The following is a 23,765-nucleotide window of genomic DNA, read 5'->3' as shown; positions in this document are numbered from 1 at the left end:
CGCCGTGTGCGTTTTCCAGTTGCTGCAGGTCAAACATCGGTCGCCTCAACCATTCCTACTCGTCGTCCCCGCCAACGGGTCGGCGCGTCGCGCCGCCCGATGACAGGCTCCAGCGGGGACCCAGTAATCGCAGGCATCCGCGATAGAACCTCTCCGCCGCGGCGTACTGGATCGTCCGGTCAAGCCGGACGATGACAGTGGAATTTGCGGCGCGTGGTTCGCGAAAGCCTCTAACATCGCTCACACCAGCGCCTTGCCGCCGGCGAAGGCGGCGGCGGTGGCTTCGTCGTTGGCTTCCGCCGGCAGCAGCATTTCGTTATGCGCCTTGCCGGACGGGATCATCGGGAAGCAGTTTTCCAGCGCCGCCACCCGGCAGTCGAACAGCACCGGGCGCTTGACGTCGATCATCTCCTGGATGGCGCCGTCGAGGTCGCCCGGTTTCGTCGCCCGGATGCCGACGCAGCCGAACGCGTCCGCCAGCTTGACGAAATCCGGCAGCGCCTCGGAATAGGTATGCGAGAGCCGGTTGCCATGCAGCAGCTGCTGCCATTGCCGCACCATGCCCATATACTGGTTGTTCAGGATGAATATCTTGATCGGCAGTTCATACTGGATCGCCGTCGACATCTCCTGCATCGTCATCTGGACCGAGGCGTCGCCGGCGATATCGATCACGAGGCTGTCGCGATGCGCGACCTGGACGCCGACCGCCGCCGGCAGGCCGTAGCCCATGGTGCCGAGGCCGCCCGACGTCATCCAGCGGTGCGGCTCCTCGAAGCCGAAGAACTGCGCCGCCCACATCTGGTGCTGACCGACTTCCGTCGTGATGTAGGTGTCGCGCCCGCGCGTCAGCTCGAACAACCGCTCGATGGCGTATTGCGGCAGGATGATATCGCTGTTCTTCTTGTAGGACAGCGAGTTGCGCGCCCGCCATTTCGCGATCTCCTGCCACCACGGCTTGATGTCCGGTCGCTTCGCCTCCGCCTTGAACACCTGCAGCAGGTCACCCAGCACATTGGCGGCGTCGCCGATGATGGGAACATCGACACGGATGTTCTTGTTGATCGAGGACGGATCGATATCGATGTGGATCTTCTTGGAGTTCGGCGAGAACGCATCGGTGCGGCCGGTGATGCGGTCGTCGAAGCGCGCGCCGACGCACAGCATGACGTCGCAATCATGCATCGCCATGTTGGCTTCGTAGGTGCCGTGCATGCCGAGCATGCCGAGCCAGTTCTTGCCGGAGGCCGGATAGGCGCCGAGCCCCATCAGGGTCGAGGTGATCGGAAAACCGGTGACTTCGACCAGTTCGCGCAGCAGCCTGGAGGCTTCGAGGCCGGAGTTGACCACGCCACCGCCGCTGTAGATCACCGGGCGTTTGGCGGAAGCCAGCAGCGCCACCGCCTTGCGGATCTGCGCGGCGTCACCCTTGATCCTCGGCGTATAGGACAGATGAACGTCGGACTTGCGCGGCGGGTGATAGGTGCCGGTCGCGAACTGCACGTCCTTGGGCACGTCGACCACCACCGGACCGGGGCGGCCGGAGCTCGCGACATAGAACGCCTCATGCAGCACCTTGGCCAGATCGTTGACGTCGCGCACCAGCCAGTTGTGCTTGGTGCACGGCCGGGTGATGCCGACGGTGTCGCATTCCTGGAACGCGTCATTGCCGATCAGGTGGGTCGGCACCTGCCCGGTGATGCAGACCAGCGGGATCGAATCCATCAGCGCGTCGGCCAGCGGCGTCACCATGTTGGTGGCGCCCGGGCCCGAGGTCACCAGCACCACGCCGGGCTTGCCGGTGGAGCGCGCATAGCCCTCGGCGGCGTGGCCGGCGCCCTGCTCGTGCCGCACCAGGATGTGCTCGACCTCGCTCTGCTGGAACAGTTCGTCATAGATCGGAAGCACCGCGCCGCCGGGATAGCCGAAGATGTGCTCGACGCCATGATCGATCAGCGCGCGGACGATCATCGCTGCGCCGGTCATCTGGTTCGGATCGTGGCTGGTATCGCTCATGGCTTGCTCCGGATGCGCTGTGGTCAGCGGCTTTCTTCAGTTGGCTGTCTGGAAAATAAAAAGGGGCCCAAGAGGCCCCATGCACACCGCCCGTTTTTGGATGGCCTCAGCCACCCCCGGCGGTGCGCCTGGGTACGACGACGATAAGGAGTTTGGTAATAATATTACGCATTTTAGGTCTCGAACTTCCCAAAGGTTGCGCGGAACATACTGCCCAAGCCTGAAAAGTCAAGCCACGGGCGGCAATCGATGCAGAATTTGAACTTAGCCGGGTTTTTTGCCCCCGGCGAGCTCAATTTGCTGGTCTCAGCCATGCGCGGTGGTGCCTCACTCGGTCATTCCGGGGCGCGAGTGAAACGAGCGAACCCGGAACCTCGAGATTCCGGGTCTGGTCCTTCGGACCATCCCGGAATGACCGTATCCAGCCACTCCCGCGCCGCCTCCGGTTTCACCCACTCGAATTCCGGCAATTGATGCCGGAACCAGGTGAATTGCCGCTTGGCGTAGTGCCGTGTATCGGCGCGTCCGATCCCGGCAGCCTCCTCCAGGCTGATCTCGCCCTGGAGGTGCCGGATCAGGGCCGGCACGCCGTGCGCCTTCATCGCCGGCAGCAGCGGATCGAGATTTCGCGATGCCAGGGTCGCGACTTCCTGCAGCGCACCGGCTTGCAGCATCGCATCGAACCGCGCGTCGATCCGCGCATAAAGCTCGTCGCGGTCGGGGCTAAGAAACAGCGCGCGGAATTGCGTCTGCGGCAGCAGTGGCGGCAGGCCATCGCGATGCCATGATGTCAGCGAGCGCGAGGTCGCCTCGATCACTTCGAGCGCGCGAGCGATGCGGCTGCGATCGCGCGGTTTCAGACGTTCGGCGGAGGCCGGATCGCGCCGCGCCAGTTCGGCATGCAGCGCCTCGACGCCGTCGCGCTCCAGCCGCGCGCGCACGGCGTCGCGGACCTCGGGCGGGATCGGCGGCACCGCCGACAGCCCTGATGTCAGCGCCTTGAAATACAGGCCGGAGCCGCCCACGAAGATCGGCAGACGGTTCTGCGCGCGGAGTTCCTCCAGCACGGTCGCGGCATCGGCCACCCAGCTGCCGGCCGAGAAATTCACCGCGGCGGCGACCTGGCCATAGAGCCGGTGCGGCACCCTCGCCTCCTCGTCCAATGTCGGCCGTGCCGTAAGCACGCGCAGGTCGCGATAGACCTGCATGGAATCGGCATTGATGACGACGCCGCCGGTTTTTTCCGCAAGCTCCAGCGCGAGCGCCGACTTGCCGCTGGCGGTCGGCCCTGCGATAAGCACCGCCTTGTCATTTTCCACGTGTGAAGCCACTCGGATGTCTCTCGTCGCCACGCTCATTTGCAACCCCGCCAACCCTGCGCTCGATAGCACGGTGGTGGACGGCGCGCGCGCCATTCTGCCCTCGGCCGGGCCCGCGCAGTGGCTGTTCGACGAAGTGGCGGTCGATATCCCCTTCGAAGGCAGCGACGATATCAAGGCCATCGAAATCCGCCTGCGCGAGGCGCGCGGCGATTTGCCGATCGATATTGTCGTGCAGCCCCGGGCGTTCAGGCGCAAGAAGCTCTTTCTGGCCGACATGGATTCCACCATGATCGGGCAGGAATGCATCGACGAACTGGCGGATTTCGCCGGGCTCAAGACGCATGTCGCCGGGATTACCGAGCGTGCGATGCGCGGCGAAATCGAGTTCGAGCCGGCGCTGCGCGAGCGCGTCGCGCTCCTGAAGGGCCTGCCCGTCGGCGTGGTCGACGAGGTGCTGAAGACGCGTATCACGGCGACGCCGGGCGGCCGCGAGTTGGTCATGACCATGCGCGCCCATGGCGCCTGGACCTGCCTGATCTCGGGCGGCTTTACCTTGTTCACCGGCGCGGTTTCCGAGCGGATCGGATTTCAGGAAAACCGCGCCAACGAACTACTGGTCGCGGACGGCAAACTGACCGGCGAAGTCCGCGAGCCGATTCTGGGCCGCGCCGCCAAACTGGCAACCCTGATCGAGCTGCGTGAATCCTTCGATCTCGACGCAATCGACACGCTGGTGACCGGCGACGGTGCCAACGATCTCGGCATGATCGAGGCCGCCGGCCTCGGCGTCGCCTACCACGCCAAGCCGGCGGTGGCGGCCGCGGCGGCGGCGCGGATCGACCATGGCGATCTCACGGCGCTGCTCTATGCGCAAGGCTATCGGCGGGACGAGTTCGTGGGGGCGTGAGATTAACCCTGCCGTGAAGTCCACTTGGCTGCAGCGCCGGAGCGGAAGCACTTAATTGCTTGTTCGCGACGGCCCGCTCACCCAGTTTTGCTCCATCAGCGCATGGAGATTCAGGTGAGTCAGCTCAACACACGATCCGCAATCTCCTCCAGCGTCGTTGGCGATCCATTGCAGACGATCGAGACCGCCTATCGGAGGATCGAGGCCGAGCGCGACCGCAACTGCTGGATTCACGTACGGCCGATCGCGGAGACCCGGGATCTTTGCCGCGCCCTGCTGGCGCGCGCCAGCGCCGGCGAAACCTTTCCCCTGCTCGGTGTGCTGTTCGGGGTCAAGGACAACATCGATGTGGCGGATATGCCGACCACCGCGGCCTGTCCTGCCTTCAGCCATATGCCGGCGCGCTCCGCCCGCAGCGTCGAGCGACTGAGCGCCGCCGGCGCCATCTGCATCGGCAAGACCAACCTCGATCAGCTTGCCACCGGGCTGTCCGGCGCGCGCTCCCCCTACGGGGCCTGCGCAACCGTCGCCGACCCGCGCTACATTTCGGGCGGATCCAGTTCCGGTTCGGCGGTCGCGGTCGCGGCCGGGCACGTCGCGTTCGCGCTCGGCACCGACACCGGCGGCTCGGGCCGCATTCCCGCCGGCTTCAACGGCATCGTCGGCATCAAGCCGACCGTCGGGCTGGTGTCGTCACGCGGACTGGTGCCGAATTGTCCGACGCTGGATTGTGTCTCGATCTTCTGCAACACCGTGCAGGATGGCGCGACCATCCTGGACGTGATCGAAGGATTCGATGCCGAGGATTGCTACAGCCGCCGGGCACCCGCATCGGTCAGGCCGCCGGCCGCCGGCCCGTTCAAGTTCGGCCGGCTTCACGGCAATGACCTCGAGTTTTTCGGCATGCCGGAATGCGGCACGCTCTATGAGCAGGCCTGCGACCGGTTTTCGGCTCAGGGCGGCACCGCTGTCGAGATCGATTTCGCGCCGTTTGCCGAGGCCGGCAGGATGATGTTCGCAGGTCCCTGGCTCGCGGAACGGCGAGCCGCGATCGCCGCGCTGATGGAGATCGATACCGACGCCGTTCTCGATGTCACCAGATCCGTGCTGCGGCCGGCCGAGAACTATACGGCGATGGACGCCTTCACCGCCTTTCACAGGCTGCTGCGGCTGCGCCGGCAAGTGCAGGGCGTCGTCGCCGGCATCGATGCTTTGGTTGTTCCGACGGCGCCACGTCCGTTTCTGCTGGATGACATGAACCGCGATCCGATCACGCTCAACAATCGCCTCGGCCACTATTCCTATTTCGCCAACCTGCTGGATTTATGCGCGGTGGCGATCCCGAACGGCGTGCTGCCGAACGGCGTTCCAATGGGAGTGACGTTGCTGGCGCCGGCCTGGACCGACCGGGCCCTGATCGCGCTGGCCCGGCGGCTCGAAGCCGGCGCCACCGGCACTCCGTTCGCCCTGACGTCGCGCGCGTCCGCTCCGGCGGATCTGACGGACGCCTAAACCAGTTCGATATCCAGCGCTTGCATGTTCAGGATCGAGATCAGGCCCCTGTTGTAGCGGATGATGCCGCGCTGCTGCATGCGTGCGAGCTGAACCGTGACCCATTGCCGGGTCGAGCCGATCAGATTGGCGAGATCGCCATGGGTGAACGGCACCGCGATGGTGGTTTCCCGGCCGTTGCGAATGCCGTGAATCCTCGACAGGAAAATCAGCAGGCGATGCAACCGCTCGGTTACGGAGCGTGTTCCCAGCATCTGCGCCATCGCCGAATAGCATCGCGCCTTGAAAGCCAGCGCATCGAGCAACGCGACCGCGAGGGTGGCGGATTCGAGCGCCAGCTTGCGCAAGGCCGGACCGGGAAGAAACGTCAATTCGCTGGGCTCGACCGCCACCGACGACCACATATGCGGTCCTGCTCCGAACAGATCGGGACCGCCGACGAAGTTGCCGGAAAACCAGTAAGCCAGCGTCACTTCGCGGCCGAGAGGGGCGACATAGTAGCTTCGGATACGGCCGGACCGGATCAGGTAAATTCCGGTCTGGCCATCGCCCTGGCGCCAGACGAACTGGCCGCTTTCCAGCACCTTGTCGCGGCCGATCATGCGCAACCGGCGCCGGTCGGCCTCGCTCAGCCCATCCAGCAGGCCGGGTAGCGGACGGACAAGGCTGTCGGACTCCGCCAGCATGATGCCGGCCGCGGCTGACACAGTTGCTGCTTCCATCGTGCTCTCCTTGCGGCCAAGTCAATTCAAGACTCGTGCCAGGGAGAGACGATCCGGTCGAACCGGCTGCTCATAAAAGGGGCGATCTCCGAACATGCTGGAGGTCCCGCAAGCCAGGCAACCCCGCCATCAGCCCGCGGTGGACTGCTCGAAAGCGCGGCGGCCTTCGGAGCGGATCAGGTCGAGGCAATCCTTCTTCAGCGCGATGTAGGCGGGATCAAGCATGATGGCGTTGGACCGGGGCCGCGGCAGATCAACGCCGAGATCGCGCAGGATGCGCCCGGGGCCTGCGCTCATGATCAGGACGCGATCCGCCAGCAGGATGGCTTCGTCGATGTCATGGGTGACGAACACGACCGTGGCATCGATCCGCTCCCGCAACTCGAGCAGATTGTCCTGCATCACGCTGCGGGTTTGCGCGTCGAGCGCCCCGAACGGCTCGTCCATCAGCAGCACCCGTGGCTGGTTCGCCAGCGCCCGCGCAATCGCGACGCGCTGCTGCATGCCGCCCGAAAGCGTGTGCGGATAGGCGTCGGCGAAACGGCCGAGGCCGATCATCTCGATCAGGCCATCGGCGATCGCACGGGCTTCGCCGCGCGACTTTCCGAGCATGCGCGGGCCATGGGCGATGTTGCTGCGAACGGATTTCCAGGGAAACAGATGCGGCTGCTGGAACACCATGCCGACATCGGGCCGCGGACGTTGCATCGGACGGCCGTCTACCGTCACCTCGCCGCTGTAGGGCACCTCAAGGCCTGCGATGGTGTTGAGCACCGTCGACTTGCCGCAGCCCGACGGACCCACAATGCAGACGAATTCGCCCTGGTTGACGCTGAAGGTCACGCGATCGACCGCGATGACCTGGCCCTGCGGCGTATCGAACACGATGCTCAGGTTCGACACCTGGATGGTGGTCAGGACTTCGGCGGGTCCGGCTGCGGTCGGGGGCCGCGAAGGGACCAGCGCCAGTGTCGGGTCGGGTCGCTGCCTGATCTGCATCATCGCCACCATACCGCGCGTTCGGCCACAGTCGCGAACATCCGGTCCGCGACGAACGACATCAATCCGAGTGCTGCCAGGCCACCCATCACCTGGCCGGTCTGCAGGTTCTGCTGCGCGATCTCGATCCGGTAGACGATGCCGGAAAAGGCCCCCGCCAGTTCGGCGGCCACCAGCGTGTAGAACGAAATGCTGACGGCGGTCCGCAGCCCGACCACGATGTAGGGCAGCGCCCCCAGCAACACGATCTCCTGCAGCATCTGGCGCCGCGGCGTGCCCAGCATCAGTGCCGCCCGGATCAGGCCGCGGTCGACCTTCTGCACGCCGATATGGGCGGACAGCCACACCGTGAAGAATACGCCCCAGAACACCAGAAACAGCTTGCCGGCCTCCGACAGGCCGAACCAGAGAATGACGATCGGGACGAATGCGATCGGCGGAATCGGCCGCAGGACATGAAAGATCGGCGACAGCAGGCTCGACACCAATGGAAACTGTCCGGTGAGAACACCCAGCGCGACACCCGCGATCGCGCCGAGCGTGAAGCCTGTCACGACGCGATAGAGACTCGCGCCAAAGTCCGAGAAGAACTGGCCGCTTCTGATCCATTCGAGCACGGCCACCGCCACGATCGACGGCGGCGGGAACAGGACCATGTTCACGATACCCGACCTTGCGACCACCTCCCATGCCGCCAGAAACAGCGGAATGGACAGAGCACCGATGAGAATATTGAGACGCCTCATCGGCTAGTTGCTCGAAACCGTCACGCGGGCGGGATCGATGGCGCGAAGCGGATCGAGCACCAGCACCTTGCTGAAATCCGGCATCACCGCGCCCGGCGGGTGATTGCCGGTGGCGAGCCTCCAGCCAGCGTGCAGCTTGAGAATGCCGAGTAGCTGATCGTCGATGCGGACATGATAGACGTAATCAGGCCAGATCGCCTTGAGTTCGTCGCGCTTCATGCCGACGGCGTCCGCGATGGTCGCGATCGCCTCGTCCGGATTCGACTTCAGCCAGGCTTCGGCTTCCACCAGCGCCCCCAGAAACTTGTCGACGAGCGCGCCGTTGGCGGTGAGGTAGGGCCGGGTCACGACGATGTTGAAGGTCTCGGAATAAATCCCCTTGGTGTCGAGCACTACCGCACTCTCTCCGAGCGCCTTCTTGGCGTTGGAGATATGCGGCTCCCAGGTATCGAAGGCGTCGATGCTTCCGGCCGCCATCGCCGGCAGCATTTCCTGCGGCCGCAGATTGACCAGCGTGACGTCGGCCGGCGTCAGGCCGGCCGCCTTCAGCAGCGTGGCGGTATAGACTTCACTGCCGGTGCCGGCGGTGAACCCGATTTTCTTGCCGCGGAGATCGGCCTTGGTCTTGATAGCGGCCTTGGCCGCCGTGATCGTCTTGAGATCGGAATATTCCATTCCCGCGACGAAGGCGATCGGCTGGTTGGCCATCGCCGCCGCCGTCACCGGTGCTTCGGCCGTCGTCGCGATATCGGCACCACCGCCGATCACCGTGTCCAGGCACTGCTTTCCCGAGGTGAAGTTCGTGACCGAAATATCCAGCCCGTGTTTCTCGAACATACCTTTGGCCTTGGCGACGATGGTGAGGCCCGATATCGGCGCGAGATTCTGCGCGAGACGGGCCTTCAGAAGCTCGGCATGCGCCGGGCCGGACGCGGCGACCGACCAGACGAGGGCGGTACAAACCGCCATCAGGACGGCGGGAATGGTATTGGTGGGCGGCATGAACAATCTCCGTGGCGCCGGCAGGACCGTGACGGCACGCGTTGTGACAATGGTGGGCCGGCCTTGACCGGAGCCACAGCGAACCCGCGTCCCTCCCGTTGGACATTTCCCGGCCGGCTAGCTGGACCGTTGAAATGGCCCGCCGTTTGCGAGAGCCGGATCGTCAGCCAAGCCCGCCATCCTAGGAAGCAATTAATCGACAATGAGTTCGCAGAGCATCGGCCGTCGCCGCGCGGTTGCACGGGTCGGCTACGGCGGCCTCACCGCATCGCTTATGCGCAGGGTATCGGAGGATGGTGGCCGGGGCGCGTCATGCCCGGGCTTGATCCTGGCGGCCATCGGATCTCAGGAAGCGCCCGGCGGCGCGAATGCGCTGCCGGGTTACCGGCAACGCAAGTGAAATTGGCGTCCTACTGCACGCCCAGCGCCACGAAGCGCAGTTCGCCTTCCGCGTTCGACACCAGCAGCAGGACGGATTTCTTGCCGTCCTTCTTCAACTGATCGACCCGCTTCTTGATGTCGGCGGCGTTGGCCACCGACTCCTGCGCGACCTCGACGATCACGTCGCCGGCGCTGAGCCGCTTCTCGGCGGCGTCGGAGCCGTTGTCGACGCCGGTGACGATGACGCCCTTGACGGTGTCCTTGATCTTGTAGCGGGTGCGCAGGTCCTTGCTCAGGGTGGCGAGGTCGAGGCCGAGAGCCTTCTGCGTCACCGGTTTCTCAACCGGTTCTTCCTTCTTGATCGCCGCCTGCACCGGCTTGTCATCGACAAGGCGGCCGAGCGTGACCTTGCGAACCTCTTCCTTGCCCTTGCGGATGATGACGACGTCGACCTCCTTGCCGACCGCGGTGTCGGCCACGACGCGCGACAGGTCCTTCGGCTCCTTGACGTCCTTGCCGTCGAATTTGATCACGACATCGCCGGGCTCGATGCCCGCCGGTTTCGCCGGGCCTTTTTCCTCGACGCCCGCGATCAGCGCGCCGCGTGCCGGCTTGATGCCGAGGCTTTCGGCGATTTCGTCGGTGACCTGCTGGATCCGGACGCCGAGCCAGCCGCGGCGCAATTCGCCGAACTGCCGCAGCGAATCCACCACGCCGACCACGGTCTTCGACGGCACCGCAAAACCGATGCCGATCGAACCGCCGGTCGGCGAGATAATCAGCGTGTTGACGCCAACCACTTCGCCGTCGAGGTTGAACAGAGGGCCACCGGAATTGCCGCGATTGATGGAAGCGTCGGTCTGGATATAGCTGTCGTAGGGGCCGGTGTTGATGTCGCGGTTTCGCGCCGAAACGATGCCGGCGGTCACGGTGCCGCCGAGACTGAACGGATTGCCGATCGCGATCACCCATTCGCCGAGCCGCAGCTTCTCGGAATCGCCGAACTTCACGGCGACCAGCGGCTTTGCCGGCGGCTTGAACTTCAGCACCGCAAGGTCGGTCTTCTTGTCGACCCCGACCAGTTCGGCCTTGATCTTGGTGCCGTCGTTCATGATGATGTTGATCTCGTCGGCATCCGCGATGACGTGATTGTTGGTCACGGCAATGCCCGCGGTATCGACGATGAAGCCGGATCCGAGCGAGTTGGTCTTGCGCGGCTGGATCTCGCCGCCCTTGGAGCCGCCTCCCGGACCGCCGCGTCGGTTCTTGAAGAAGTCGTCGAAGAACTCCTCGAACGGCGAGCCCGGCGGCAGTTGCGGCATCGCGCCACGGTCGCCGCCGGATGAACCGCCCTTGGCCTCGACGGTCTGCGAGGTCGAGATGTTGACCACGGCGTCGATCACCTTTTCGGCGACATCGGCGATGCCGTCCGGGCCGCGCGCCGAAGCGGGCGCGGAGAAGACCGGCCCGACAAGCAGGCTTGCGGCGCAGATCGCGGCCATCAGGGGGCGCTGGCGATAGCTCGGGTATGGAATCGCACCGGTCATATCGGCTTCTCTCTTTGCGAAAGGTCGGAATCTGGCGGCAACAGTGCGCCCGAACAGGTCTGCGGCGCAAGCATTTGAGGCGGATAATAGGGCGAAAAGCCGACGCCGCGGGCTCACGATCGCGTTGATCCGGCAGCCTTTTTACCGTGGTTATCATTCCGGGATGGTGCGAAAGCACCAGACCCGGAATCTCGAGATCCGGGTTCGCGCCAGGGCGCGCCCCGGAATGACTGATGCTAGCGCCGCACGAACCAGATCAGGACCAAGCCCAGGACCGCCGATCCGATGCCGACGATGCGCAGAATGTTGTCCGGCGTCGCCATCGCGCTCTGCATCGCCCGGCGCATCCAGGCCGGGCTTGCTGCAAACAGCAGGCCTTCAAACACGAACAGGATGCCCAGGCCGATGAGGAAGTCGGCGAACGCTATGGACCTCATCGGACTGAAACCCCGCCCTTGATGCTTTTCTTGTCTTGGTTACGTCTTGGTTACGTCGCCTCGGCTCCGATTGAATCGGAACCGAGGTCATTTTCAAGCACGTTTACGGCCTCGGCGCAGCAGGTGCTGCCGGGGCTGGGGCCGGGGCCACCGCCACCGGGGCCGGGGCCACTGCCGCTGGCGTCGCTGCCGCCGCTGCCGCCGCCGGCGGCTTGCCCGACGAATTGCTGAAGAACTTGAAGAAGTCGGAGTCCGGCCGCAGCAAGAAGCGGGTATCGTTGCTGCGCAGCCCGTTCTCGTATGCCGTCATCGAACGGTAGAACGCGAAGAAATCCGCATCCTGGCCGTAGGCTTCGGCAAACAGCCGGTTGCGTTCGCCGTCGCCCGCGCCGCGTATCTGTTCGGCGGTGGAGTTGGCGTCGGCGACGATGACGGTGGCTTCACGATCCGCCCGGGACCTGATCTCCTGCGCCTTCTGGCCGCCCTGGGCGCGGAACTCGGCGGCCTCACGCTGTCGCTCCGTCTGCATCCGCTGGTAGACCGCCTGGCTGTTCTGCTCCGGCAGATCGGCGCGCCTGATCCTCACATCGACGACCTCGATGCCGTAACCGTCGGCCTCCCTGTCGAGCTGGTCGCGAATCCGCGTCATCAGGCTTTCGCGCTCGTCGCGCACGACCTGGATGAACGTGGCCTCGCCGAGCACGCGCCGCAGCGACGCGTTGAGCAGCGTGGTCAACTGGATATTGGCGGCCTGGATCGAGCCGATGCGCTGATAGAACCGCAACGCATCCTTGATCTGATAGCGGGCGAAGGCATCGACCACCAGACGCTTCTGGTCCGACGCGATCACTTCCTGCGCCGGATTTTCCAGATCGAGGATCCGCTTGTCGATACTGATCACGGTATCGATGAACGGCGCCTTGAAATGCAGACCCGGCTCCGGGACGACAGCGACCGGCTTGCCGAGCCGCACCACCAGCGCCTGCTGGGTCTGCAACACCTGGAAGACCGAACTGTAGCCGACGACCGCCACGACCAGCAGCAGGATGAGTGCGACGATACCTGTAGTTCCGGACTTCATCGGGTCACTCCGCTCTGCTGTTGCGCCTGACCTGCCGCCGGCGCGGGCTGACGCCGGGGCGTCAGTTCGCTGAGGGGCAGGAACGGCACCACGCCTTGTCCGGACGAACCGCCGCCGTCATGGATCAGCTTCTCGGCACCGCCGAGAACGCGCTCCATCGTCTCCAAATAGATGCGCTGGCGGGTGACGTCCGGCGCCTTCCTGTATTCGTCATAGACCTTCAGGAAGCGCGCGCTCTGGCCCTTGGCCTCGGCAATCGCCTGCTGCTGGTAACCTTCGGCCACCTGCAGGATCTGCGCGGCGCGGCCGCGGGCATCGGGTATGACGCGATTGGCATAGGTCTGCGCTTCGTTCTGCAACCGTTCGAGATCGGCGCGCGCCGCCTGCACGTCGCGGAACGCGTCGATCACCTGCGCCGGCGGATCGACCTTCTGCATCTGCACCTGCTGCACCAGGATGCCCGAACCATAGGAGTCGAGCGTCTTCTGCATCAGGTCCTGCACGCCGGCTTCGGTGGTGGTACGCGCGCCGGTCAGGATCGGCTGGATGTTGGCGCGCCCGACAACTTCGCGCATCGCGCTTTCGGCCACCGCCTTCACGGTGCCTTCGGGATTCTGGATGTTGAACAGATAGTCGCCGACCCCGTCCGGCTTGATCCGCCACAACACGGCGAAGTCGACGTCGACGATGTTCTCGTCGCCGGTCAGCATCAGGCTTTCTTCCGGCACGTCGCGCGTGGTCCGGCCGCGCCGCGCCGGATCCTCGATCAGGGACATGCCGATGCTGATGGTGGAAACGCGCAGCGCCTTCGGCAACAGCACGCTCTCGATCGGATAGGGCAGATGATAGTTCAGGCCCGGCTGCACGGTACGCACATGCTTGCCGAAGCGCAGCACGACGCCGAGTTCTTCGGACTGGACCCGGAAGAAACCGGACAGGCCCCAGATCACCAGGGCGACGAGCAGGATGATCGCGATGCCAATGCCGCTGAAATACCCCCCCGGCATCATCTGCTGGAGCCGGTCCTGGCCGCGGCGCAACAGGTCTTCGAGATCGGGTGGCCTCGGCCCGGCCGATTGCGGGCCCGAGCCCCATGGCCCTTTCGGACCGGCGCCCCAGGGGCCTCCGCCTTGATTCTTCCACGGCATCGACAGTCTCCTCCGCGGGCCAAGGCAAAGACGCCCGGCCTCACTACATCTGCACGGCCTTATAGGGGACCGTCCCGGCCCTTACAACGCGGCTTGTTGGCTCGCTGGAGCTATGCCCGAGCCGGAATTTGTCAATGCAAACATTGCCTAAAGGGATTAATGCGGCTTCCTTCGGCGATATGTCACATAGGAATAGGGGGCGCTGTCGTCAGAACCGGCCGGATTCCGCACCCGCGCAACCTCTTCCCAGACCGCGGAATCGATGGCGGCGAAGCAGGTATCGCCCTCGGGCCGGGCGTGGACCTCGGTAATCTCGAGCCGGTCTGCCTGATCCATCCACTGGGCGTAGATTTCGGCACCGCCAATGACGGCGATCTCAGTGGCGAAACGCCGCAGCGCGTCGCCGGTGGCGACCGCCCGGGCGGCGTCGAACGAGGTCGTCACCACCGCGCCGGCGGCGCGAAAGCCGGCGTCGCGCGTCATGACGATGTTGGTCCGCCCGGGCAACGGCCTGCGCAGCGAGACAAACGTCTTGCGGCCCATCACCACCGGCTTGCCCAGCGTCATCGCCTTGAAGCGCTGCATGTCGGATTTCAGCCGCCATGGAATCGCGCCGCCGGCCCCGATCACGCCGTTCTCGGCGACCGCGACGACCAGGACGACTTCCGGACCGTGACTGGCAGTCGCGGTCACACCGCGACCTCGGCCTTGATATGCGGGTGCGGGTCGTAGCCCTCGAGCACGAAGTCTTCATAGCGGAAGGCGAAGATGTCGTTCACGGCGGGATTGATCTTCATGGTCGGCAGCGGACGTGTCGGGCGCGTCAATTGCAGCTTGGCCTGGTCGAGATGGTTCGAATAGAGGTGCGTGTCGCCGAACGAGTGGACGAAATCGCCGGGCTTCAGCCCGGTCACCTGCGCCACCATCAACGTCAGCAACGCATAGGAGGCGATGTTGAAGGGCACGCCGAGAAATACGTCGGCGGAGCGCTGATATAGCTGGCACGACAATTTGCCGTTCGCGACATAGAACTGAAACAGGCAATGGCACGGCGGCAGCGCCATTTTGTCGATTTCGGCCGGATTCCACGCTGTGACGATCAGGCGCCGCGAATCCGGATTGCGCTTGATCATGTCGATGACGCCGGCGATCTGGTCGATGTGGCGACCGTCGGGCGCCGGCCACGACCGCCACTGCGACCCGTAAACCGGACCGAGATCGCCATTGGCGTCGGCCCACTCGTCCCAGATCGAAACACCGTTATCCCTGAGGTATTTGATGTTGGTGTCGCCTTTAAGGAACCACAACAACTCGTGGATGATCGATTTCAGCGGCAGCTTCTTGGTGGTCAGCATCGGAAAGCCGGCGGCCAGGTTGAAGCGCATCTGGTGGCCGAAGATCGACAGCGTACCGGTGCCGGTGCGGTCCTGCTTCTCCGCGCCGTCCGAGAGAATCCGTTCGAGCAGATCGTGGTACTGGTTCATGGCGTCAGGCTGTTCACCCCGGGGGAGAACACTCTTAGCGGCCGGAAGGCCCGATCGACAGCGGCGATTCGGCCCGCGACCGATTATACCCGGAAAAATGGGGTTCCGGATGGGATGCAGCAAGGGCACCAAACCTCCCTCCCCGTGCGCCCCTCCGGCGCGTCTCTGCAGCGACGCGCCATCGCTTGACCGAAGCGTGTCGAATGTCGCCCCGGCCGGCCGTCGGCAAGGATCGAGACCGGCCGCCGCCAGACATCAAAACAATGCGGGGCGACCGGCCGGTACCGATTTTCGTGAGCGCGGGATCAATTGGTCGGCTTGACCACCGCTGTCCACTTGGCGATTTCGCTCTTCACCAAGGCCGCCAGCGAGGCGGGCGTGCGTTCGGCGGTCGCCGGGATAACGCTGCCGAGATCGAGCAGGCGCTTGCGGACGGTTTCGTCGTCGAGCGCCTTGACCACCGCCGCATTGAGCTTGGCTATCGCCTCGGGCGGGGTCCCCTTCGGCGCGAAAATCGCGTTCCAGGCCTGGGCCTGGAACTCGGGCAGGCCGGCTTCCTTGGTGGTCGGAATATTCGGCAGCGACGGATTGCGCTCGGGGGTCGCGATCGCATAGGCCTTGATGGTGCCGCCGTTGATCTGCGGCACGGCATTGACGATCTGGTCGCACATGTAGTCGACCTGACCGCCGACCAGCGCATTCATCGCGGGGCCCGTGCCATTGAAGGGGATGCCGACCGGCTTGATGCCGAGCACCGAATTCAGCAGTTCGCAGGACACGTTGGAGACCGAGCCGACGCCGGCATGCGCCGCATTGACCTTGTCGGCATTGGCTTTCACGTAGGTGATGAATTCCTTGAGGTCCTTCGGCGCGAAATCCTTTTTCGCCAGGATCAGGATCGGGGTTCCGGCCAGCAGCGCCACCGGTTCGAAATCCTTCTCGGGATGATAGGCCAGTTTGGGATACAGCGGCACCGACGCCGCGTGAGTGCCCATATGCCCGGTAATCAGCGTATAACCATCATTGGTCGCGCGCGCGGCGCGCGTGGTGGCGGTGGTGCCGCCGGCGCCGACCACGTTCTCGATGATGATGGTCTGACCGAGCGTCTGCGCCATATGCGCGGTGACGATGCGCGCGATGACATCGGTCGGACCGCCGGCCGCAAACGGCACGATCATGGTAATGGAGCGGGTCGGATAAGCGGGCGCCTGCGCCTGCGCGGGGGCCGCGCCGAGGCCGACGAGTGCGGCCAGACCGGACACCGCCAGCATGCGACTATAGAGATTCATCAGATTTACCTCGCAAAAAAAAGTTGGAAAGGCCGGCATTACCGGGCCTCACTTGGTCAGACCGCGCCGCTTCCGAGTTCAGACCTCCGGAGTGCGGCGCCGTGGATGTACATCAGTTCTCGGACTCCACGAACACCTCGTCGCGCTTCTTGCGCAGCGAGGGCAGGATCGTCAGCACCAGCAGGGCCGCCGATATCAGCATCAGCACCGCCGACAGCGGACGGGTAGCGAATACCGTCCAGTCGCCGCGCGAAATCAGCAAGGCGCGACGGAGGTTCTCTTCCATCAGCGGTCCAAGCACCATCCCGAGCAGCAACGGCGCCGGCTCGAAATCGTGCTTGATCAGCCAGTAGCCGAGCAGTCCGAATGCGCCGGCCAGCATCACGTCGGTCGGCGCGTTGTTCACCGAATAAATGCCGATCGCGCAAAACACCACGATGGAAGGAAACATCAGGCGATACGGGACGCGCAACAGCCGCACCCAGATCCCGACCAGCGGCAGGTTGATGATCAGCAGCATCAGAATGCCGACCCACATCGAGGCGATCATGCCCCAGACCAGGTCGGGCTGTATCTGCATGACGTGAGGTCCCGGCACGATTCCGTGAATCGTCATGGCGCCGACCATCAGCGCCATCACCGCATTGGGCGGAATACCGAGCGTGAGCAGCGGAATGAACGAGGTCTGCGCCGCCGCGTTGTTGGCGCTTTCCGGCGCCGCCACCCCCTCGATCACGCCGCGGCCGAACTTCTCGGGATGCTTCGACAGCTTCTTTTCCATGGTATAGGCCGCGAACGATGCGATGACCGCGCCGCCGCCCGGCAGAATGCCCAGGATCGATCCCAGCGCCGTGCCGCGCAGGATCGCCGGCGTGGAATCCTTGAGCTCTTTCCGGGTCGGCATCAGGCCGGTGACCTTCTGCTGCACCAGTTGGCGGTCACTCTGACTGCCCGCGTCGAGATTGCGGATGATCTCGGCGAAGCCGAACAGACCCATCGCCAGGGTGGCAAAGCCGAGACCGTCGGCGAGTTCGGGGATGTTGAAGGACATGCGCGACGCGCCGGTTTCGATGTCGGACCCGACCATCGACAGCAGCAGGCCGAACACGATCATCGCGATCGCCTTCAGCACCGAGCCCTTGGCCAGCACCACGGCGAAGATCAGGCCGAGCACCATCAGCGAGAAATACTCGGCCGGCCCGAACGCCAGCGCGAGCTTGGTCAGCGGCGCGCCGAGCACCGCGATCAGCACGGTCGCGACGCAGCCCGCAAAGAACGAGCCGATCGCCGCGATCGCAAGCGCCGGGCCCGCACGGCCCTGCTTGGCCATCTGGAAGCCGTCGAGCGCGGTGACCACGGACCCCGCCTCGCCCGGGATGTTCACCAGGATCGAGGTGGTCGAGCCGCCATACTGGGCACCGTAATAGATGCCGGCGAGCATGATCAGCGCGCCGACCGGCGGCAGACCGAAGGTGATCGGCAACAGCATAGCAACCGTGGCAATGGTGCCGATGCCCGGCAGCACGCCGACCAGCGTGCCGACCAGCGCACCGATCAGACACAGCAAAATATTGACGGGAACCGGAATCGACATGCCGCCGAGAAAGGCAGGAGTCCACTGCACCATCTGGAAGACGACGCCGAAGCCCATACCGAGATTTGAAAAGACGTCACCCATCACACCCTCACCGGATCATAAATCTCGGCCACATCTGCAACGGCAGGCCGAGCGCGTAGGGGAACAACAGACTGCAGAAGGTCGTCAGGCAGATAGCGACGATGGCGGTTTGCTTCCATTTCGTTTCCGGCGTGCCCAGCGCCGCGATCATGAAGCTCGTGAATGCCGAGAATATCAGGCCCATCGGCCGGATCGAGGCGGCAAAGGAAAGAATGGCCAGCGACACGAACAGCGGACCGCGCCACGCATAGGTCGTGATGTGCTCGCCATCTTTCACAAGGCCGACGATCGTTATCGCGATGCCAAGCCCGAGCAGCAGGAAGGCGAACATCCGGGGCGCGGTTCCGGCCCCGAAGGAAAATCCGCGCATGCCCTGCAGATCGCTCGATGCCCACAAAGCGAATACCGCGATGCCGACCATCGCCAGGCCGCCGATGAAATCCTGCGGTCCCCGGATCCATTTGGGCATGATGTATTTGACCGGTCCAGGACTCGGCGTATCACTCATCGGTCTCACTCCCCCCGCACGGGCTTGTCGCCCAAATCTGTTCTTGGATGCCCCAGTTGCCGGTCCGGCGAACCTGCCTACCGATTTTCATCCGACAACGCCAGCGAAACCCAAACCCCTCCGGCCAGCAGAATTCGGAGCGGATCGAGCCGGGTCGCGAAGGCCGGTACCGCAGGTTGAATTCGTCCGCCGTCATCCAGCGGTGCTGGTCGACGATGACTTGCCGCGCCTGGACCAGCACGCCGCCGAAGCCGGCCAGCGACATTCTGGCGATGCTCGAAACAGTTCCAGCAGCAGTGGTTGGGATCCGTCGCCGGCGGGGCGGCCGGCGGCAAATCCGCAGCCGTGCCCAAGACTTGGTGCCTCGCTGGGGGCATTCCGATCCCAATGCGTCATTCCGGCCCTGTTTCCCGGGCATTTGCCTCCTATATCAGGCTTGCGGACTGGGCCTTCCACGGAAATCAATTGCGGTCGCAACCACTGCCTCGGACCCGGGCTGCAACCGGCAGCAGCTTGATCACCCTTTTGGTATTTGATTTGCCTGTTATGGGAACGATCTGCTGGAATTTCCGCCATGGGCGGCAACGGCTGCTGACCTCGGCCCGCTGCCGGGGTAGCATGGACGAAACAGGCGAGTCGGGGCACCCGGGCTGCACTGCCGATCCGCAAAATACCTTTGAACGTGACAGGACCTGATAATGGCGACCGATCATATCCGATACGACGTACTGGCGCGCGACGCGCTGCGAGGGGTGCTGCGCCGCGTGTTGACCGACGCCGCCGAGCACGGCCTGCCCGGGGAGCATCATTTCTTCATCACTTTTCTGTCCACCGCCGACGGCGTGAAGCTGTCGCCGCGGCTGCTGGCGCAATACCCGGAAGAAATGACCGTCATCCTGCAGCACCAGTTCTGGGACCTGGTGGTGACCGAAGACCGGTTCGAAGTCGGCCTGTCGTTCGGCGGCATTCCCGAACGGCTTGTGGTTCCCTTCAACTCGATCAAGAGCTTCTTCGATCCGTCGGTTCAGTTCGGCCTGCAGTTCGAGCCCGCCGACGCCGCATCCGAAGCGCCGGCGGCCAATCTTCCGGCCGTCCCCGCCTCCGCCCCCTCCGCTGCGCCGGTTCCGGCCCCGTCCGCCGAGACCAGGGAAGAGCCCGCCAAGCCGAGTGAGGGTGCCGAGGTCGTGCGGCTGGACCGCTTCCGCAAGAAGTAATCCGCAACGCCCTCGCGCGATGGATATCCTGGATGGCTCGACCGACCGCAGCATCGCGTTCCAAATCCACCCGCCGCGAGACCGACAGCTTCGGTCCGATCGAGGTCCCCTCCGCCAGCTATTGGGGCGCGCAGACCGAACGCAGCAGGCACAATTTCCGCATCGGGCGCGACCGGATGCCGATGGACGTCGTCCGCGCGCTCGGCATCGTCAAACTGGCGTCCGCGGAAACCAATCGCGAACTGGGGCTGCTTGACGCCCGTCGCGCCCGCGCCATCGTCCGCGCCGCGCGCGAGGTGATCGAGGGCAAGTTCGACGACCATTTTCCGCTGGTGGTCTGGCAGACCGGCTCCGGCACCCAGACCAACATGAACCTCAACGAGGTGATCGCCAATCGCGCCAGCGAACTGCTGGGTGGAGAACTCGGCGCCAAGAAGCCGGTTCATCCCAACGATCACGTCAATATGAGCCAGTCGTCGAACGACTCGTTCCCGACCGCGATGCACATCGCCGCCGCCACATGCATCACCGCCGATCTCATTCCTGCCCTGAGCGAACTGCAGCGCGCGCTGCGCAACAAGGAAAAGGCGTTTGCACGTATCGTCAAGATCGGCCGCACCCATACCCAGGACGCGACGCCCCTGACGCTCGGCCAGGAATTCTCCGGCTACGCCGCGCAGGTCGAGAGCGGCATCGCGCGGCTGCGGATTGCGGTGAAGGATCTCTACCCGCTGGCGCAGGGCGGCACCGCGGTCGGCACCGGCCTCAATTCGAAGCCGAGATTCGCCAAACTGTTTGCCAGGCACGCCGCCCGGATCACGAAACTGCCGTTCGTCAGCGCGCCCAACAAGTTCGAAGCGCTGGCGTCCAACGACGCCTATGTGTTCGTGCATGGCGCCATCAATTCGGTGGCGACCGCGCTGTTCAAGATCGCCAACGACATCCGCCTGCTCGGATCGGGTCCGCGCTCCGGCCTCGGCGAATTGATCCTGCCCGAAAACGAACCGGGCTCCTCCATCATGCCGGGCAAGGTCAACCCGACGCAGAGCGAAGCGCTGACCATGGTGTGCTGCCAGGTGTTCGGCAACCAAACCACCATCACCGTCGCTGGCAGCCAGGGCCATTTCGAACTGAACGTCTACAAGCCGGTGATGGCGCACTGCATGATGCAATCCATCGAATTGCTGGCCGACGTCGCACGCTCGTTCACGAAAAATTGTGTCAAGGGAATCCGCGCCGACGAACAGCGAATCCGGGATTTGATGGAACGCTCGCTGATGCTGGTGACCGCGCTGGCGCCGACGATCGGTTACGACAATGCCGCCAAGGTCGCGAAGCAGGCCCACACCCGCGGCACCACCTTGCGCGAAGAAGCGGTGCGGCTGGGATTTGTTTCGGCTCAGGAATTCGACCGGCTGGTACAGCCGGACAAAATGACACACCCGGGTTGATTGCGGGGCGGGACCCCCGGAATACTACGGGGCCGGCGTTACGTTTACCGGGCCCGCGTAATGGTTATAGATCATAACGGCTATTGGATGGGGTGGATCAGCTTCCGTCGTGGATCGGCTCGCGGCAAGCAGCCGAATATTCGGGTTTTCGCAGAGCGAAACATATTTTTTGATGCTATTAAAAGGCGCTAACGGGGATTTTCTGGGATGACGATCGAGCCGGCCAAGGGGCATCATACGCGCCCCCGCCTTCGCAATTTCTGTTGCCCTTCAGTTTTTGGATGATGGAGGCTGCCATGGGGGACGTGGTCAACCTGAAGCGATTCAAGAAGCGCACCGAGCGTATCGCGTCGGCGAAGCAGGCCGACGCCAACCGGACGCGGTTCGGCCGAACCAAATCCGAACGCGCGCTGGACCAACAGCGCGAAACACGTGCGAATAATTTGCTGGATCAGCACCGTATCGATGGCGAGGACGCATCATGAAGTCGCCGGTCGTCAAGCGCTCGATCGTGGTCGCCGGCCACAAGACCAGCGTCAGCCTCGAAGAGGCGTTCTGGAACGGCATGAAGGAAATTTCGGGCCTGCGCGACATGACGCTGTCCGAACTGGTGGGCGAGATCGACTCCAACCGCCAGCAAGGCAATCTGTCGTCGGCGATTCGCCTGTTCGTGCTCGATTACTTTCGCAGCCGCGCCATGGCCGCCGGGTCGGATCCGAAGCCGCAAGCCTAGCTAACTGTCGCCCAAGGCCACGACGCGCTGCAGCACCCAGAACATCGCAATGCTGCCGATCGCATAGGCCGGCGTCAGTTCGATCCAGCGCGGCCACAAGGTGCGAACACGGGCCACCAACCGTGCTGCGACTGCGAATGCCGCGATGAACAGCAACTGGCCAAGTTCGACGCCGACATTGAAAAAGAACAGCGCCAGCGGGATGGCGTTTTGCGGCAGCCCGATTTCGCCGAGCACGCCGGCGAAACCGAACCCGTGCAGCAAGCCGAAGGTGAATGCCACCAGCCACGGCCAGCGCGCCGTCAGGCCCGGCCTGCCGTTCGCGCCGTGGACGATTTCCGCGGCGACGAAAACGATGGAAAGCGCGATCACCGCTTCCACCGGCGGACCCGGCACGCGGACCAGCCCCAGCGTCGCCGCGGCCAGCGTGATGCTGTGCGCGATGGTGAAGGCGGTCACCGTGACCACCACGCGGCCGGCGCCCTTTACGATCAGCAGCAGAGCCAGCACGAACAGCAAATGATCGATCCCGAGCAGGATATGCTCGACGCCGAGCACGAGGTAGGTTCGCGCCACTTCCCCTGACCCGGCGGAAGCCGTGACGACGAACGCCGGTTCGGACGGCAGCAGCCGCGTCACCTGCGTCGTGCCGTCGGATCGTTGCACACGCACCAGCACGTCGGTGACGTCCGGCGGCAATCCGTCAATGCGGACCGTCTGGCCGATGAGGCCGCCGGAACGCTTCAGCCGCCAGCGCTCGGCATAGGCGCCGGCGTGCATCGCGCCGCGCGGCTCCGACAGAATGACGGTATCGGCGGGAAACACCACTTCACCGCCCGGCCGCGGCTGGCCGCCTTGCGCCGGGAGTTTCCAGAACACCTCCCAGGTCTCGGCGTCCTGCTGGCGCAGCTCGAGGTAGCCCGGCCGGAATTCATCGGCGGTGGCGGCGGCGGCGCCGAGCAGGACGCAGAGACCGACAATGCTCCGGAGCAGACGGCGCAGGCTCATGGCTGCCGTTTCGATACGCTATCGCCGGCGCCGTGCGCCAGCCGCGACGGCTCGATCGTCACGGTATAGCGCTGCAGCAGGTTCCGGTAGGATTTCTCGACCGCCTCGGCACGGCGCGTCAGCTGCCACTCCCGCTTCACGGCCTCGCGCACGTCCGCCAGCTCTGGCGCGCGCGGCTCGCTGCGCTGGCGGACCTGCACGAGATGCACCCCGTAACCGGACAAGACCGGGCCGTTCCATGGACCGGGCGCGATCCCGGCCAGCGCCTTTGCAAACTGATTGCCGAGACTGTTCTTGATGTCGCTCGCCGAAGCGCTGTCGAAGTCGGACGGCAGCGTGGTCGGATCGCCGAGGCCGGCCGCATCGAGGTTGGCTCCCGGGCTGTTCAGCTCAGCGAGCATTCGTTCCGCTTCGGCCACGATTGTCGCCGGGTGCCGCCGCGGGTCGAGATAGATGTGGCGGAAGCTGTATCGCGGTTCGACCGCAAACAGCTCGCGGTGCGAATCGAGATAGGCCTGCAATTGCGCGTCATCCGGCTCGACCGCATCAGGGGCTTCGGTGACAAATTCCAGTTTCTGCG

General features: G+C 64.5%; 23 protein-coding genes and 1 pseudogene. 6 read left to right on the top strand and 18 right to left on the bottom strand.

All coding sequences use genetic code 11. The features are described 5' to 3' along the window. Positions 1–240 precede the first annotated feature (240 nt). Both Q8R73_RS02795 and miaA read right to left on the bottom strand, forming a co-directional pair. Entirely contained in the window at positions 241–2,016 is a 1,776-nt protein-coding gene (locus tag Q8R73_RS02795) for an acetolactate synthase 3 large subunit (RefSeq protein WP_305718031.1), read from the bottom strand. A gap of 335 nt (positions 2,017–2,351) precedes the next feature. Beyond that, positions 2,352–3,374, bottom strand: a complete 1,023-nt coding sequence (gene miaA, locus Q8R73_RS02790) for a tRNA (adenosine(37)-N6)-dimethylallyltransferase MiaA (protein WP_305718030.1) — start codon at positions 3,372–3,374, stop codon at positions 2,352–2,354. On the opposite strand from miaA, the gene serB reads away from it, so the two are divergent. Further along, entirely contained in the window at positions 3,352–4,245 is an 894-nt protein-coding gene (gene serB / locus Q8R73_RS02785; RefSeq protein WP_305718029.1) for a phosphoserine phosphatase SerB, read from the top strand. The two genes, miaA and serB, sit on opposite strands and share 23 nt — an antisense overlap. Before the next feature lie 114 nt (positions 4,246–4,359). Further along, positions 4,360–5,757 (top strand): allophanate hydrolase, encoded by a 1,398-nt coding sequence (gene atzF, locus Q8R73_RS02780; protein WP_305718028.1) that lies wholly within the window; start codon positions 4,360–4,362, stop codon positions 5,755–5,757. Here the strand turns inward: atzF and Q8R73_RS02775 are convergent. From Q8R73_RS02775 to Q8R73_RS02710, 14 genes and pseudogenes are all read right to left on the bottom strand, one after another. Continuing rightward, a complete protein-coding gene (locus Q8R73_RS02775) occupies positions 5,754–6,479 on the bottom strand; it encodes a Crp/Fnr family transcriptional regulator (protein ID WP_305718027.1) in 726 nt (241 codons plus the stop codon). The two genes, atzF and Q8R73_RS02775, sit on opposite strands and share 4 nt — an antisense overlap. 129 nt (positions 6,480–6,608) lie before the next feature. Beyond that, on the bottom strand, positions 6,609–7,490 hold the full coding sequence (locus Q8R73_RS02770) for an ABC transporter ATP-binding protein (RefSeq protein ID WP_305718026.1): 882 nt from the start codon (positions 7,488–7,490) through the stop codon (positions 6,609–6,611). Further along, the gene (locus Q8R73_RS02765; RefSeq protein ID WP_305718025.1) at positions 7,478–8,224 is read right to left on the bottom strand and encodes an ABC transporter permease; all 747 of its coding nucleotides are present in this window, start codon (positions 8,222–8,224) and stop codon (positions 7,478–7,480) included. The genes Q8R73_RS02770 and Q8R73_RS02765 overlap by 13 nt, the downstream gene beginning before the upstream one ends. 3 nt (positions 8,225–8,227) lie before the next feature. Continuing rightward, on the bottom strand, positions 8,228–9,226 hold the full coding sequence (locus Q8R73_RS02760) for an NrtA/SsuA/CpmA family ABC transporter substrate-binding protein (protein WP_305718024.1): 999 nt from the start codon (positions 9,224–9,226) through the stop codon (positions 8,228–8,230). Between the two features lie 410 nt (positions 9,227–9,636). After that, positions 9,637–11,154 carry a Do family serine endopeptidase gene (locus Q8R73_RS02755; RefSeq protein ID WP_305718023.1) on the bottom strand — a complete coding sequence of 506 codons (1,518 nt, stop codon included), beginning with the start codon at positions 11,152–11,154 and terminating at the stop codon, positions 9,637–9,639. 236 nt (positions 11,155–11,390) lie between these two features. Continuing rightward, positions 11,391–11,591, bottom strand: a complete 201-nt coding sequence (locus Q8R73_RS02750; protein WP_305718022.1) for a DUF2065 domain-containing protein — start codon at positions 11,589–11,591, stop codon at positions 11,391–11,393. Between the two features lie 103 nt (positions 11,592–11,694). Further along, on the bottom strand, positions 11,695–12,672 hold the full coding sequence (gene hflC, locus Q8R73_RS02745; RefSeq protein ID WP_305718021.1) for a protease modulator HflC: 978 nt from the start codon (positions 12,670–12,672) through the stop codon (positions 11,695–11,697). Further along, positions 12,669–13,820 carry an FtsH protease activity modulator HflK gene (gene hflK / locus Q8R73_RS02740; RefSeq protein WP_305718020.1) on the bottom strand — a complete coding sequence of 384 codons (1,152 nt, stop codon included), beginning with the start codon at positions 13,818–13,820 and terminating at the stop codon, positions 12,669–12,671. The genes hflC and hflK overlap by 4 nt, the downstream gene beginning before the upstream one ends. 156 nt (positions 13,821–13,976) lie before the next feature. Then, complete coding sequence (locus Q8R73_RS02735; protein ID WP_305718019.1) at positions 13,977–14,513, bottom strand: dihydrofolate reductase; 537 nt, start codon at positions 14,511–14,513, stop codon at positions 13,977–13,979. Further along, positions 14,510–15,304, bottom strand: coding sequence for a thymidylate synthase (locus Q8R73_RS02730; RefSeq protein ID WP_305718018.1), 795 nt, complete (start codon positions 15,302–15,304; stop codon positions 14,510–14,512). Before Q8R73_RS02730 ends, Q8R73_RS02735 begins: the two co-directional genes overlap by 4 nt. Before the next feature lie 305 nt (positions 15,305–15,609). Continuing rightward, positions 15,610–16,593, bottom strand: coding sequence for a tripartite tricarboxylate transporter substrate-binding protein (locus Q8R73_RS02725; protein WP_305718017.1), 984 nt, complete (start codon positions 16,591–16,593; stop codon positions 15,610–15,612). A gap of 112 nt (positions 16,594–16,705) precedes the next feature. Beyond that, complete coding sequence (locus Q8R73_RS02720; RefSeq protein WP_305718016.1) at positions 16,706–18,271, bottom strand: tripartite tricarboxylate transporter permease; 1,566 nt, start codon at positions 18,269–18,271, stop codon at positions 16,706–16,708. A gap of 7 nt (positions 18,272–18,278) precedes the next feature. After that, positions 18,279–18,779 carry a tripartite tricarboxylate transporter TctB family protein gene (locus Q8R73_RS02715; protein WP_305718015.1) on the bottom strand — a complete coding sequence of 167 codons (501 nt, stop codon included), beginning with the start codon at positions 18,777–18,779 and terminating at the stop codon, positions 18,279–18,281. 175 nt (positions 18,780–18,954) lie between these two features. Next, positions 18,955–19,044 (bottom strand): annotated as a pseudogene (locus Q8R73_RS02710) (chromate transporter); the annotation flags it as partial. Positions 19,045–19,477: 433 nt separating this feature from the next. On the opposite strand from Q8R73_RS02710, the gene Q8R73_RS02705 reads away from it, so the two are divergent. The 4 genes from Q8R73_RS02705 (at position 19,478) to Q8R73_RS02690 (ending at position 22,177) form a co-directional block, all read left to right on the top strand. After that, on the top strand, positions 19,478–19,993 hold the full coding sequence (locus Q8R73_RS02705) for an SspB family protein (protein ID WP_305718014.1): 516 nt from the start codon (positions 19,478–19,480) through the stop codon (positions 19,991–19,993). A gap of 32 nt (positions 19,994–20,025) precedes the next feature. Continuing rightward, positions 20,026–21,444 (top strand): class II fumarate hydratase, encoded by a 1,419-nt coding sequence (fumC, locus tag Q8R73_RS02700; protein WP_305718013.1) that lies wholly within the window; start codon positions 20,026–20,028, stop codon positions 21,442–21,444. Between the two features lie 296 nt (positions 21,445–21,740). Further along, a complete protein-coding gene (locus Q8R73_RS02695; protein ID WP_305718033.1) occupies positions 21,741–21,929 on the top strand; it encodes a DUF4169 family protein in 189 nt (62 codons plus the stop codon). Continuing rightward, entirely contained in the window at positions 21,926–22,177 is a 252-nt protein-coding gene (locus Q8R73_RS02690) for a ribbon-helix-helix domain-containing protein (RefSeq protein ID WP_305718012.1), read from the top strand. Before Q8R73_RS02695 ends, Q8R73_RS02690 begins: the two co-directional genes overlap by 4 nt. Here the strand turns inward: Q8R73_RS02690 and Q8R73_RS02685 are convergent, their stop codons facing one another. Together Q8R73_RS02685 and Q8R73_RS02680 are read right to left on the bottom strand one after the other, a co-directional pair. After that, positions 22,178–23,185, bottom strand: coding sequence for a HupE/UreJ family protein (locus Q8R73_RS02685; protein ID WP_371126016.1), 1,008 nt, complete (start codon positions 23,183–23,185; stop codon positions 22,178–22,180). Beyond that, positions 23,182–23,765 (bottom strand): peptidylprolyl isomerase (locus Q8R73_RS02680; RefSeq protein WP_305718011.1); only part of this gene is annotated, 584 nt, incomplete at its 5' end. The genes Q8R73_RS02685 and Q8R73_RS02680, both read right to left, overlap by 4 nt.

The organism is Bradyrhizobium sp. (assembly GCF_030697065.1).
GTDB lineage: Bacteria > Pseudomonadota > Alphaproteobacteria > Rhizobiales > Xanthobacteraceae > Bradyrhizobium.
This window is presented reverse-complemented; position numbering and strand designations above follow the sequence as displayed.